At 60.3% G+C, this 11,997-nt stretch carries 11 protein-coding genes; 3 read left to right on the top strand and 8 right to left on the bottom strand.

The window, feature by feature from the left end; translation table 11 throughout:
- Positions 1–31: 31 nt before the first annotated feature.
- From ACOCG7_RS01320 to rfbC, 4 genes are read right to left on the bottom strand one after another with little or no spacing between them, the layout of a single operon-like run.
- Positions 32–484, bottom strand: coding sequence for a hypothetical protein (locus tag ACOCG7_RS01320; RefSeq protein ID WP_073428800.1), 453 nt, complete (start codon positions 482–484; stop codon positions 32–34).
- A 34-nt stretch (positions 485–518) separates the two neighbouring features.
- Positions 519–1,067, bottom strand: a complete 549-nt coding sequence (locus ACOCG7_RS01315; protein WP_421376544.1) for an SLBB domain-containing protein — start codon at positions 1,065–1,067, stop codon at positions 519–521.
- Positions 1,064–1,837: a polysaccharide biosynthesis/export family protein gene (locus tag ACOCG7_RS01310; RefSeq protein WP_421376542.1), complete on the bottom strand. Its 774-nt coding sequence runs from the start codon at positions 1,835–1,837 to the stop codon at positions 1,064–1,066. The genes ACOCG7_RS01315 and ACOCG7_RS01310 overlap by 4 nt, the downstream gene beginning before the upstream one ends.
- An 18-nt stretch (positions 1,838–1,855) precedes the next feature.
- Positions 1,856–2,404: a dTDP-4-dehydrorhamnose 3,5-epimerase gene (gene rfbC / locus ACOCG7_RS01305; RefSeq protein WP_073428829.1), complete on the bottom strand. Its 549-nt coding sequence runs from the start codon at positions 2,402–2,404 to the stop codon at positions 1,856–1,858.
- Positions 2,405–2,782: 378 nt separating this feature from the next.
- Between rfbC and ACOCG7_RS01300 the strand changes: the two genes are divergently transcribed.
- From ACOCG7_RS01300 to ACOCG7_RS01290, 3 genes are all read left to right on the top strand, one after another.
- Positions 2,783–4,045 carry a DUF1972 domain-containing protein gene (locus ACOCG7_RS01300; protein WP_073428801.1) on the top strand — a complete coding sequence of 421 codons (1,263 nt, stop codon included), beginning with the start codon at positions 2,783–2,785 and terminating at the stop codon, positions 4,043–4,045.
- A 32-nt stretch (positions 4,046–4,077) separates the two neighbouring features.
- Positions 4,078–5,484 carry a hypothetical protein gene (locus ACOCG7_RS01295; RefSeq protein WP_073428802.1) on the top strand — a complete coding sequence of 469 codons (1,407 nt, stop codon included), beginning with the start codon at positions 4,078–4,080 and terminating at the stop codon, positions 5,482–5,484.
- A gap of 107 nt (positions 5,485–5,591) precedes the next feature.
- On the top strand, positions 5,592–7,679 hold the full coding sequence (locus ACOCG7_RS01290; RefSeq protein ID WP_143031928.1) for a hypothetical protein: 2,088 nt from the start codon (positions 5,592–5,594) through the stop codon (positions 7,677–7,679).
- Positions 7,680–7,766: 87 nt separating this feature from the next.
- On the opposite strand, the gene ACOCG7_RS01285 is transcribed toward ACOCG7_RS01290, so the two are convergent.
- Genes ACOCG7_RS01285 through ACOCG7_RS01270 form a run of 4 tightly spaced genes read right to left on the bottom strand, consistent with a single transcriptional unit; the run spans position 7,767 to position 11,977 of the window.
- Positions 7,767–9,281 carry a flippase gene (locus ACOCG7_RS01285; RefSeq protein ID WP_073428804.1) on the bottom strand — a complete coding sequence of 505 codons (1,515 nt, stop codon included), beginning with the start codon at positions 9,279–9,281 and terminating at the stop codon, positions 7,767–7,769.
- Positions 9,281–10,435: a glycosyltransferase family 4 protein gene (locus tag ACOCG7_RS01280; protein ID WP_073428805.1), complete on the bottom strand. Its 1,155-nt coding sequence runs from the start codon at positions 10,433–10,435 to the stop codon at positions 9,281–9,283. The genes ACOCG7_RS01285 and ACOCG7_RS01280 overlap by 1 nt, the downstream gene beginning before the upstream one ends.
- Positions 10,432–11,262, bottom strand: a complete 831-nt coding sequence (locus ACOCG7_RS01275; protein WP_421376538.1) for a glycosyltransferase family 2 protein — start codon at positions 11,260–11,262, stop codon at positions 10,432–10,434. Before ACOCG7_RS01275 ends, ACOCG7_RS01280 begins: the two co-directional genes overlap by 4 nt.
- Positions 11,249–11,977 carry an acyltransferase gene (locus ACOCG7_RS01270; RefSeq protein ID WP_090518749.1) on the bottom strand — a complete coding sequence of 243 codons (729 nt, stop codon included), beginning with the start codon at positions 11,975–11,977 and terminating at the stop codon, positions 11,249–11,251. Before ACOCG7_RS01270 ends, ACOCG7_RS01275 begins: the two co-directional genes overlap by 14 nt.
- Positions 11,978–11,997 lie beyond the last annotated feature (20 nt).

Here is an 11,997-nt window from a genome sequence, read left to right as displayed (position 1 = left end):
GTCGATTCTGACTTCATGGTAAATGTCGCCTTCATAGGGCAGGTTGCATGGTGAGCGCGGGCAGCCAGCTATTCGCACTGCGCTCGATGAGCGTCAACGACTCATCGAACAGCGCTTCGTCGCCGCCGACCGGGTCGTGAACTTCGCGGCCGAGCCAGTGACCCAGCGTCCAGACCTTGCCGGCGGCGAACGGATAGCGTCTGAGCACTTCGCGCCGCTGGGACATCTCCATGACGAGTACGAGGTTGGCCCAGTGCAGCATCGGCGACGCCAAACGCATCGAGGAAGAGTCGGCGGGGACCGCGTAGCCTTTTGCGGTCAAAACCTTTTGTGCAATCGGATGGATCGGCACTCCGCTCAGCGCTTCCAGTCCCGCTGACTGGATAGATGCGCCCGACGCATCGGACAACGCCTCGCGGAACACGCACTCGGCCATGGGGCTCCGGCACACGTTCGCATAGCAGATCAGCAGCAGATTCAACATGGCCTCCGTCAGTCGTTCATGATCGTCGCGCGCGTTACTTGAAGGCCTCGGCTCCAAGGTACAGGGCGCTCGCGAACGGCAAAATCTGCGAAACCACGCGATAGAAGCGGGTTACGTGCGCGGCATCGACGAAGATCACGTCGCGTGGTTGCAGGAGAAATTGATCGGCCAGCACCAGCATGCCCGGCGAGGTCGCGTCGAGATGGAACACGTCCACTGTGCGGTTGGGTCCCTGCCGGAATACGTAGACTTGCGATGCATTGGCCGACAACTGATTGAGGCCGCCGGCGTCCGAGATCGCTTCAGACAAAGTGAGGACCCCGACCGGCATCACCTGCGATACGGGCTTCGTGACCTCGCCGAGTACGAACACCTTCTTGAAGCGGCGCTCTGGCACGTTGACGACGTCACCGTCCTTGAGAAGCACGTTTTGCGAAAGATCGCCGTTGTAGAAAAACGCGTACAGGTCGAGCGGAAATACTTTGCCGCCCCGATTGAGCGTCGCCCCTGCAAGGTCCGCACCCGCGCTATACCCCCCGGCGCCCGAGATGGCATCGGCGACCGTCTCCGGCGTATCGGTCAAGGCCAGCGAGCCTGGGCCCTCACCGCGCCCGACACATATATTTTCTGGCTGCGATACGACGAGACAGTCACATCGAGTTGCGGGTTTTTCACGACTTTGTTCAGCCGGCTGGTGAGATCGGCGCGAATCGCATCGATCGTCTCGCCGGCGACCTTCACCTTCCCGATGTATGGGAAGTAGATCGAGCCGTCCGGCTGCACGACGCGGCCCACGGGATCGAGGTTACCTCCCGCGGTCGCTGACGGCACACTTGCACTCTCCGTCCCGCCGATCGAGACGATCGATGTATTCAACGCCGAAAACCCGGGGTTGTTCAGTTCCGGCCGATCCCACACGATCACCCGCAACGAATCGCCGCTGCGAACGCGGTATGCCGAAGGCGTACCCGCCGGCAAGCGCAACGAAGTCGGTACCACACCATCCGGCTGCGACGACAGACGCGCAATCAGGTCGCCGTTGAGTGAATGCAGACGAAACGTGATGCCGTCCTGCACCACTTCGGTCACCTGCGGCTCTGAACCGGACTGTGCGTTGGCGGTTTGTGCGGGAGGGGCGCCCATGTAAGACCCGGGCGCCAGAGCGCAACCGCTGAGCGTGGCCAGAAGTGCCAGTGAGAAACCGAGCGTGGCGTTGGCCCGATTCGCGAGGCGCGCCTTGAACGGCCCATGAATGAAAGCATTTCTTTTATTCAATTGTCGATCCTTGACTACTTGAGCCGTCGCACCGCTGCCGGTGCAGGCGTCACGATTCCGGATGGTTTTCACCTGCATGCCTCGCATCGGCCCACGTCAATAAACTTCCGCTGAACTGAAGAGAACGCCCGCCGCATCCTTCGGCGCGACTAGCGGCGTGCCGTCGACACCCCACTCGATGCCGATATCCGGGTCGTTCCACAACAGCGTGCGTTCGTGGTCGGGGGAGTAATAGTCGGTCGTCCTGTAAAGAACTTCGGCAACATCGGACAGCACCACGAAACCGTGCGCGAAACCCGGCGGAATCCAGAGTTGGTGCCCGTTAGCAGCCGACACGCGCGCGCCGACCCAGCGCCCGAAGGTGGGCGACCAGCGGCGCAGATCGACGGCAACATCGAACACTTCACCGACCACCACTCGCACCAGCTTGCCCTGCGGATGCTGGATCTGATAGTGCAGACCGCGCAGCACATGGCGCGCCGACACTGAATGGTTGTCCTGCACGAACCGGAAGCCACGAGCAACTTTTTCTTCGAACTCGTTCTGATTGAAGCTTTCGAAGAAGGCGCCGCGCGCGTCGCCGAAAATCTTCGGTTCGATTAGCTTCACATCGTGAATGGCAGTGTGCTTTACGTTGATTGGCATGGCGAAACCGTAGAAAGAAGTGAAGACAGATAACGGCCATAGTCGGTCCTGCATAGGTCCTATTCCGACACTGGTCCTGTGTCACTCACGCAGTGACGCACCGCACGAAAAAGCGCGGCTAGAGGAACGCTATGTTAGGAGCGTTGAAGTAGCCGATTCGGTCAAATCGTTGGCGCATTCCGACATCGTCCAAGGACATGTGGGCGTGCGCTGACCGTATTGGCCCATTATGGTTCTACAAAGAAGTCGCGCCTATCACTTTGGCGGATTCGACGACGACAGTGACCGATTTCACCATGCCTGTTGCCCTACGCTATCGCATTGGTAGCTTTTGTTCAGCGCATTATCGGCGCGCGAATCACGACGGGATCGAACGATATGCCAGTCAGGCAACTTTTCATTTTGGGTACGCGAGGTATTCCGGCGCGCCACGGTGGTTTCGAAACATTTGCCGAGAGGCTTGCGCTTTATCTCACGCAGCGGGACTGGAAAGTGACCGTGTATTGCCAGGGCGAAGCTGGCCAGACTGAGACCATCGAGGACATATGGCGCGGCATAAATCGGATCATCGTCCCCGTCACGCGCGAGGGCGCAATGGGCACGATGGAATTCGACTGGAAGTCGGTTCGCGACACGACCGAACGCAAGCCCGAGCTCGTGCTGACGCTCGGCTATAACACCGCCGTCTTCTGCACGTATTTGCGTTGGCACGGCATTACGAACCTGATCAACATGGATGGGCTCGAGTGGCGGCGCGAGAAGTGGAAATTCCATGAGCGTGTGTGGCTGTGGCTCAACGAGCGCGTCGGGTGCTGGACGGGCAATCATCTGATCGCTGATCACCCTGCCATCGCAGCGCACCTGGCAACGCGCGTCAATCGCAGGAAGATCACGACGATTCCATATGGCGCGGATCCGGTCGGCGCGGCCAGTCTTGCGCCCCTCAAGGAGCATGGGCTCGAAGACACTTTCTACGGGCTCGTGATCGCACGTCCTGAGCCGGAGAACTCGGTGCTGGAAATCGTCACCGCCTTTTCGCGCAGGCCACGCCAGGCCAAACTCGTCGTGTTGGGAAAATACGATCCTGAAGTCCATAGCTACCATCGCGACGTGTTGGAAGCGGCAAGCGACGAGGTCATGTTTCCCGGTGCGATCTATGATCAATCGGCCGTGCGGTCGCTACGGCGGCATGCCCATTTCTATCTGCATGGGCATCGCGTGGGCGGCACGAATCCGTCTCTCGTCGAAGCGCTTGGCGCCGGGAGCGCGGTGATTGCGCATGACAACGTATTCAATCGGTGGGTAGCGGGGCCCGACGCGCGGTTCTTCGCCACGGAGGCGGACTGCGATATGCACATCTCGGCATTGCTAGGCGATCCCGCTACGGCTCGGGCGATGGGCGAGGCGAGCACGCATCGGTTTGAGAGTTCGTTTCGTTGGGATAGCGTGCTGGCTCAGTATGAGGCGTTGTTGTATCGGCATCTGGACAAGGGCGCGACGCGCCTGCCGAACAAGACTCCCCGGCCGGCCTTGGGAACGGCGCAACGCGAGGCCGCGCCCGACACGCTCATGCCAGCGACCCTTGCCGCGCAACGTGCCAGCAATGCGGCAGGCCAAGACCGGCTGGAGACCGAGGTATAACGCGCAGCGCCGGATATGACGCTGACGCGCCCATGACGATCAACCTCGAGGCCGCTTTGGATACGCTGTTAACGCTCTTCTTTCTATCGCTATACACGGGATGTGTGTGTCTGCTGTTCACGAAACAACGCCACTACGTCTTCTACATCACGGTATTCTTCGTTACCGTCAACGATCTGGTATTCGTGCCGCTGAGCGATACCCTCAGCCCCACGTTGCTGGTCGTCTCAAAGGCGTGGAAGGAGATTTTCATCTCCGGCCTGCTGCTGCTCAACCTGATGCGCAGCAACCAGCATAACCGGCTCTCGCTGTCGAGCGATACGGCGCGAATCGTCTGCGTGATCCTCGTGCTGTCGGCGCTCGGCTTCGCGGTCGGTTTGACACGCAGCGGGCTCGGCGAAGCCATTCAGCAATGGCGTCGCTACTTTGTCCCGATCCTGCTCGCTGTGCTGCTGACGTCGTCCGGCCTCGCAAGGCGAGCCTCCGCACGTACGCTGATGCGACTGCTACTGTCAATGGCATGCGTCATGTCCGTTTATGCCATTTACGAGAATTTGACCTTCTCCGGCGATTTCACCAAGCTCTGGTACTACGACTTCGTCGCCCAGGCCAAGGAAAGCATCAATACGGACACGCACCTGCTGCAATACCAGTTCATGCGTGGCGACGAACTGAGAGCAACCGGATTTTTTATCTCAGCAATCGAGTACAGCCTGTTCAATGCACTCGCGTTGACCTATGCGGTGATTTCGATTTATACCAGTCGTAGCTTCTCCGGACGCCTTCATTTTTCACTGATTTCGATTCTGCTGGCGGGCGGAGAAATCGTGGCGAATGTCCGGATCGGCTGGATCGTCTTTGCGGTCGCGCTGCTTTGCGCAACCCAAGTCCATTTCTTCGGAACAAGATCGTTTCGCAAACTGGCTATCGCGCCGGTTGTCATTTTGCTCCTGTCATTTGCTTTAATTATCGTCAGCAAAGCTGATCTCGACGCGTCGTCGGTCGGTCGGCTTGCGCAGTACGCGTCGGTGCCGTCCGCGTTCAGACCGGAGGGCTATGGCCTCGGCGCGATCACAAACAACGGCGAAACTTACAAGGACTCCTGGTACATCTCGGTTCTGATGGTGTTCGGCATCGCATCGATCGGTTATGCATGGCTCATGTTCAGCCCGTTGATCGACGCCCTCGCCCATTTGAGGGTCCGTCATCGTGCCGAACTGAAAAGCGACCGCACTGCCTATGCTTTTGCCGTCGGCACGATTGGTTTTTTCTGTGCGCAGCTCTATGTGTTTGGCTTTCACTACTCGACCGGCCTCTCTCACCTCTACCTACTGCAAATCTTTATGTTTCAAGTAGCCTATGGATTACGGAATGCCTCGCCCAAGCGCGCGCCTACGTTGAACCACGGAGCGCCGGGATTAGCGCCGCTCGAACGATGAACAGGCGATCGAACCGGCTTGTCGCGCGGGGCTGCACGTTGCTTGTGCTCGGCTCTGTGCTCGCGTGTTCGTCATCACCGGCGCCCAAGGCGATCTGGTACGAGACAATGCCCGGCGCTACCCTCGCGTCCACCCGCTCCGCCGGGCCGGCCCTAGCCGGCGCACAGTCCGTCGCGACGTCGCCCCAACCAGCGCTCGGTCCCGAGGATCGCGTGTTCGTCAAAGACGGACATTTCTACACAGTCGGCGCGGACCTCAAAGCCGGCTCGGCAGACGATAAACGGATTCGCTTTTTCGGCGTCAGTCTCGCGCTTTCCGCCAATTTTCCTTCCCAAGCTGCCGGTGAAGCACTCGCCAGCCGCCTCGCCGCACTCGGCGTCAACATCGTACGGCTGCATGCGATCGATCAACCGGCTCATCATGCCGATGTGTACCCCGCCGGGATTCTTGTCGATGCTTCCCGCCCCGATCTAGACCAAGGTGCCGCACAGACGTTGAAGCGTTTAATTGCCCAACTCGGCCGGCACGGCATTTACGCCGACCTGAATCTTCACGTCAACCATACCTTTCCTGCCTTGAGGAGCGGCGATGCCATTCCGCCGCAAAGCAAACCGTTGCAGATATTCGATGGGGATATGGTGCGTTGGCAGGAGCAGTACACACGGAATCTGGCGGCCGCGCTCGATCTTCGAAATACATTCAACCTCGCGCTGGTGGAAATCGACAATGAATCCACCTTAATCGACAACTGGCAAGAAGGACGCCTGCCCACGCTCGTGACCGGCCGATATCGCGACGAACTGGCCAAACAGTGGGCGCTATACGAGCAGACACATGAACTGGCAGGCAGGCCGCTGCCGATCGCACGAACCGGCCTCGCACCCGACGATGCCCGCCACGCCGCGGAGTTCTTCGTCTCGCTCGACCAGCGCTACATCGCCCGCATCGCCAAGGCGGTGCACGCCGTCGCCGGCGACGGCGTGGCAGTCTCCGGCACGCAGATCATTCATTCGGGGCGTTGGAAGCACGGTGGCTTCGCCAATTTCGACGTCAACGCAGCGGCGAACTATATCGACGCTCATTTCTATATCGACCACTACTGGTTTCCCGCCCGTCAATGGGACTGGTCGAACTGGCGCATTTCGAATAGCTGGCTCGGTGACGCCTTTGAGAACACGCTGCTCAATGTCGCCTTTGCGCGCGCACAGGGCAAACCGTTCGTCGTCAGCGAGTTCAACCAGCCATGGCCAAATCAGCAAGGCTCGGACCTGTTGCCGGTTGTCACGCAGTTCGCCCTTTCGCAGGACTGGGACGGGCTGATCCTTTATTCGTATTCGCATGACCAGCAGTGGGACACGGCCACGCCATCGGATTTCAGCCTGAAAGGCGACTGGACCAAGTTGGTGCAGTTCGCTCAGTGCGCGCGCTACTTTCGCGAAGGCGTCCCCGCAACCGCGCTGCCCCGCGCGATAATTTCATTGCCGCGCGATGAAAGGACCACCGCAGCACTGAACAACGTGTCGGGCAATCTCGCTTCCTACCTTTCGACACACTTCAATGTGCCATCCTCGATTGCGATGGATAAGCAGATCCAGATCGGCGATGCCGCGCGCTTCGGCGTTCAGTCGACAGACGGCCCGCAGCAATCGTCGTCCTACCTGTCGTATGACCGGAACGCGCGCCAGATCGTGTTTGGTTCGTCATACGCCGCAGGACTCTCCGGCTATCTGTCGGTAAACCAGCCGGTGCGCTCCTCGATGCTGGAATTGACCCTAGCTCCGCGCAATCGTGGCTTCGCCACCGCTTTCTTGACAAGCATCGACAGTGCACCGCTCATGCAGTCCACACGGATGCTGTTGTCATTGCCCGGCTCAACAATGGGAACGGCGACCAAAGGTCCACAACAGCTCAAATCAACCGGCTTCCGCGATGCGTGGTGGACGATCCCGCCAGACACCGGCAATGCGCCATCGTCAAACCTATATGCGGTCAGCGCGCCCGTGCAAATGGAACGGATTCCCGCCAACATCGCGCTCTACGTGCACCGCGCGCATGTATCGGTCTATGCACTGGACGCTTACGGGCAACGTATTTCAACAATCGAAGCACATACCGACGGCGAACGCATCACGTTTTCGGTGAACGGCGCCGGGCAACCGTTCGCGGCCAGTTACGAGATCGTGACCCAGCGTTAAGCGCCGCTCCTACGTCCCGGTGTGCGGTTTCGGCCACGCCGAGCCGCAGCATCGGGCATCGTTCCACACGTCTCCTCTTTACCTCCGTTATCGCAACCGCGACCGCGTGGCTATCTGCATCACCGCACTGCGATCATCGTCATTCATCACGGTGCGCCAGAAAACCCAGCCAAATACGCTTAGCGCAACGGCTGCCAATCCGATTCTCGCAGTCAGCATCGGCACAAATAGCAGGCCGCACAGCAACGCAACGGCTCCAAGCGCGAGCGCCACGGTATCGCGTATCGCGCGCGGCCCGACGTGCGCGACGCGCGCGCTCATCCAGTACAGCAAGCCGGCATCGAGCAGCATCCGCATCGCCCACCCGGCGGCCGCACCGACGATGCCGGCGTGACGCGTCAGCAGAACCAGCGCGAGCACATACACAGGCAATTCGATCAGATGCAGCTTCGCGGTGACGTCGGCGCGACCGTGCGCCTGAATCAGGTTGAACGCGACTTTCGAAAACCCATTGACGAACAGTCCGATCGCCAGCAGTTGCATTACCAGCGCGCTATGCAACGCGAAGGCCGGCCCGACCCATAAGCCGAGGAATGGTTCAGCCAGCGCGACAATCCCCAGCACCAGCGGGAACAGGCAGGCGGCGATCAATTTCGAGCCTAGCGTCAGCATCGCGGCGGACTGCGAGCGGTCGACCACGAAACGGCTTGCCATCATAGGAAACAACACGCCGAACAATCCCTCCGATACGATGTTCAGCTTGAACACCACTTCATACGGGGTCGTGTAAAACGCCACTGCCGAAGTGCCCAGCAATGCGCCGATGAAGAAACGATCCATATAGACCATCAACGGCGAGACGATATTCGACACAGTCATCCAGCCGCCGAACGACAACAGTTCCTTGCACACGGTGCGATCCGGTGCTGCACCGATTAACCGCGTGCCGAGTTGACGTGCCGCGAAATGCCAATAGACGCACACGGACACGAGACGTCCAGCCACGAGCGACAGGACAATCCAGTCGAGCCGCGTGGAAAATGGCAGCACGCAAAGCGGGCCGCCGAAGGTCCACAGGCCCAGCGGCGTCCGCACCGCATTGGTGATGTCGAAACGCTGATACGCCTCCAGTACACCACGCAACCCAGTTGTCAGGATCACGGCGGGAATCGACAGCGCGAGCAGATAAAATGCGTTCACGGTCTCGTCGCGATACTGCGCCGGCACACGCAGCAGCGCTGTCAGTGCGGGAGTCGCGAATGCGACGGTGATGGCGCCCACCGTGCCGAGACCGATCATCAAAACGAGTCCCGTCGAGACAAGCGGCGCCACCTCGGCGGCCCGTGCCGCCCCGAGCCGATCGGCGACCAGCTTCGTCAAGGCTCGCCCCAGCCCGAGATCGAACAGGTTGAAATAGCCCACCACCATCCACGCGATCGTCAACAAGCCGAAACGGTCGTTGCCGATGTGCCGGATCAACATCGGAATGCTGACCGCGGCGACGATCAGCGGCAGTAGTTGCCCAAAAATGTTATACGACAGGTTGCGCATCAGGCTCGAGCCCGCCGCCCGCGGCACCACTCTTTCCGTCGAACCCGTCATCAGGACTGTCCCGTGGAATGCGGTGAAGGCTGCGGCTGCACCGGTTGCAGCACGTGCGGCGCGCTGACGTGCTCGGCTATCGCGTCCATATAGCTACGCACTGTAAAGCGGCGCTCGTACGTCTGTCGCGCCGCCTCCGCCATCGCGCCATACTGCTCCGGAGTGAGTGCAACGGCACGCTGCAAGACGCGCACGAGATCCTCCGCGTCGCCGGGAGCGAACAGCAAACCAGTCGCCCCGTCTGTCACGATCTCCTGCAAGCCGCCCGCGTTGGACGCGATCACTGGTCGCCCAGCAGCAAAGCTCTCGATCGCCACCCTTCCAAACGGTTCTGGCAGGATCGACGGCACGAGCACGAAATCGGCCCATGCAAAATGAGCCTCAGGATGATTCGTAAAGCCCTCGATCTCGACGATCTGGTCGCATGCGCCGGCTGCCGCGCGCAAAGCGTCGAGCAACGCTTCATAGCCCGGGAAAACATCGCCGATGATGCGAATCTGTACCGGCAGCGCACGGCCTACGGTTTGCAGCGCTTCAAGGACGAACTGCTGACCCTTCCAGGGATTGATACGACCGATGATCGCAATCCTCAATTCGCGAGCGCCCGTATAGCCGGGCTCAGACATGTAGGCCGGCGCACCAACGCCGTTGTAGATCACGGCTCCAGGCAGCCCGAACGCAGCAGCCGTCGCGCCCGAGTTGTACATCACGGTTGCGCCGGAAAACCGCAATAGCGCCTTGAACACCCAACGCACGCCGGGCGATGGAATTTCCCGCACATGGACATAAGCGCCACCGCGCCGGCCACGCAGCGCTGCAATGGCCGCCACGCACACCACTGTGTTCACGTAGCACACATCGTATGAGGCAAACATATCCCGGTAGGCCCGCCAGCCGGCCAGCAGCATGCTCAACGTATGCCACGGCCGCGCCTTCAGTTCGACCTTGCGCAGTATGCCGCGTCGATTGAAAAGGCAGCGCGTCGCGTACGGCCGAACCAGTTCGACCAGTGGGCCTTGCTCAGGCAACACCACATCGATCACCGCCTGCGGATGCCGTTCACGCAACGCCTCCAACGCCGACGCGAAACTCCGATCCGATCCGTACAGTTCCGCGCCCTGATGAACCATCAAAATGGCAAGCGATGCACTCATCGAAACACCTCGGCAATCACGTCAAAGAACTTTCCCGGCGCGCGCGGACCAACCGACACTCGCAAGGCCTTCCACAGCACATAACATCGTATCGCCAGTACTTCGAGCAGGTTACGGTCGAACACATGCAGCCACGACTGCCATAGCCATATCTGACGTTGCAGGGCCGCTCGCGCGTCGGTCGTGCTGCGCAGCGCTGAATCGTGACCGAGTTCCGCGTCGTGCAGGTAAGCCCTCGCACCGTGCCGCGCCAGATCACGGCAGAACCGCGTGTCGACGCCATAAAGACGCAGCCGCTCATCAAACGGCTGCGGTGCAAGTTGTGCAAGCAAGGCGCTACTGATGCATAGCCCGCTCATCATCGCGGTAAAGTGTCGCGGCAACATCGCGTTCGTGGCGACGCTGCGCAACGCCTCGCCCTTGATCCACCGCAAGCGCCCCGGGCTGATCAAACGCTCGCCGTGACGGATGACGGGCACGAATACGTCCGCCTCGACCTTGTCGATGCCGTTGGTCAGTTTTTCGAAGAAATTCGCGCCCACATTGGAATCCTGATCGAAGATAACCACATGCCGACGCGTCGACTCACGCACCAGCAGGTTGTACACCTTCGATAGCGGCTCGTTATCCGGAGAAGCCAGATAGCGCCAGAGGAACGGCAGAAAGTTGGGATTCGGCGGCGCAGGCACTGAGCGCGCGTTGTCCCAGATATGAACCTCGACGTCGATTCCAAGCGCGGCGAAATCGATACGGCTCAACGAAACAAGAGTTTCGGATGCCTCCGGATCGCATCGGTACAGGACGACGAAGATATCAAGTGCGGTCATGGTCATCCCCACGCCTGCTGCCCACCACACGCCCCGGGATACCCGCCACGATCGAAAACGGCGCCACGTCGTGCGTGATCACCGAACTCGCCGCGATAACACTGCCCCGCCCTATTGTCACCCCGCCCAGCACGGTAACGCGTGCGCCCAGCCAGCAATCCTCTTCGATGGCGATCGGCTTGCGAGTCGTCCCTTGCTCCCGAATCGGCCGCGACAGATCTTTGAAATTGTGATTTTCCGGATGCGCGCTGAAGTACTGACCGATGATCGTGTTCTTCCCGATCGACACGCCCCCTGAACCGCCGACGCTCGAATACTCGCCGATGCCGCATCCGTCGTCGATATGAATATGGCTGCCGGGCCGCGCCACGTCCGTGCCGACAATGAGCCTCGAATACGCGCCGATGTTGACCCGTGCACCAAGCCGCAAACCATCACGCCCCAGTCCGCTGAGAATCGCGCCGTCGCCAATGGTGGCGTAGCGTCCGATTTCGATATTCCTCGCGAACCGCAGCCGCACGTTCCGGCCGACAAAGCACACGCCCGCCCGTTTGCAACGCAGCGACAGCAGCGTGCCTCGCAGAGCATTCCAGCTCTGTTCCGCGAGATAGAGCATCAGATCCACGCCACCCACTTCATTGGCGATCTGCTTGCCGGGACGAACACGCGCCAGTGCCAGATTCATCATCTTTCTCAACATCGCATCGCCATTCAAGATGCGCGTACCGGCGGCAC

The organism is Paraburkholderia sp. DD10 (assembly GCF_049177125.1).
GTDB classification, from domain to species: Bacteria; Pseudomonadota; Gammaproteobacteria; order Burkholderiales; family Burkholderiaceae; genus Paraburkholderia; species Paraburkholderia terricola.
The sequence above is the reverse complement of the archived record's forward strand: the minus strand, read 5'-3'. Positions and strand labels throughout refer to the sequence as shown.

What these genes read in the sequence shown, in the direction of transcription:
- ACOCG7_RS01320 (WP_073428800.1), bottom strand. Translation starts at nt 484, where the DNA reads ATGTTGAATCTGCTGCTGATCTGCTATGCGAACGTGTGCCGGAGCCCC.
- ACOCG7_RS01310 (WP_421376542.1), bottom strand. Translation starts at nt 1,837, where the DNA reads ATGCAGGTGAAAACCATCCGGAATCGTGACGCCTGCACCGGCAGCGGT.
- rfbC (WP_073428829.1), bottom strand. Translation starts at nt 2,404, where the DNA reads ATGCCAATCAACGTAAAGCACACTGCCATTCACGATGTGAAGCTAATC.
- ACOCG7_RS01300 (WP_073428801.1), top strand. Translation starts at nt 2,783, where the DNA reads ATGCCAGTCAGGCAACTTTTCATTTTGGGTACGCGAGGTATTCCGGCG.
- ACOCG7_RS01295 (WP_073428802.1), top strand. Translation starts at nt 4,078, where the DNA reads ATGACGATCAACCTCGAGGCCGCTTTGGATACGCTGTTAACGCTCTTC.
- ACOCG7_RS01290 (WP_143031928.1), top strand. Translation starts at nt 5,592, where the DNA reads ATGCCCGGCGCTACCCTCGCGTCCACCCGCTCCGCCGGGCCGGCCCTA.
- ACOCG7_RS01285 (WP_073428804.1), bottom strand. Translation starts at nt 9,281, where the DNA reads ATGACGGGTTCGACGGAAAGAGTGGTGCCGCGGGCGGCGGGCTCGAGC.
- ACOCG7_RS01280 (WP_073428805.1), bottom strand. Translation starts at nt 10,435, where the DNA reads ATGAGTGCATCGCTTGCCATTTTGATGGTTCATCAGGGCGCGGAACTG.
- ACOCG7_RS01275 (WP_421376538.1), bottom strand. Translation starts at nt 11,262, where the DNA reads ATGACCGCACTTGATATCTTCGTCGTCCTGTACCGATGCGATCCGGAG.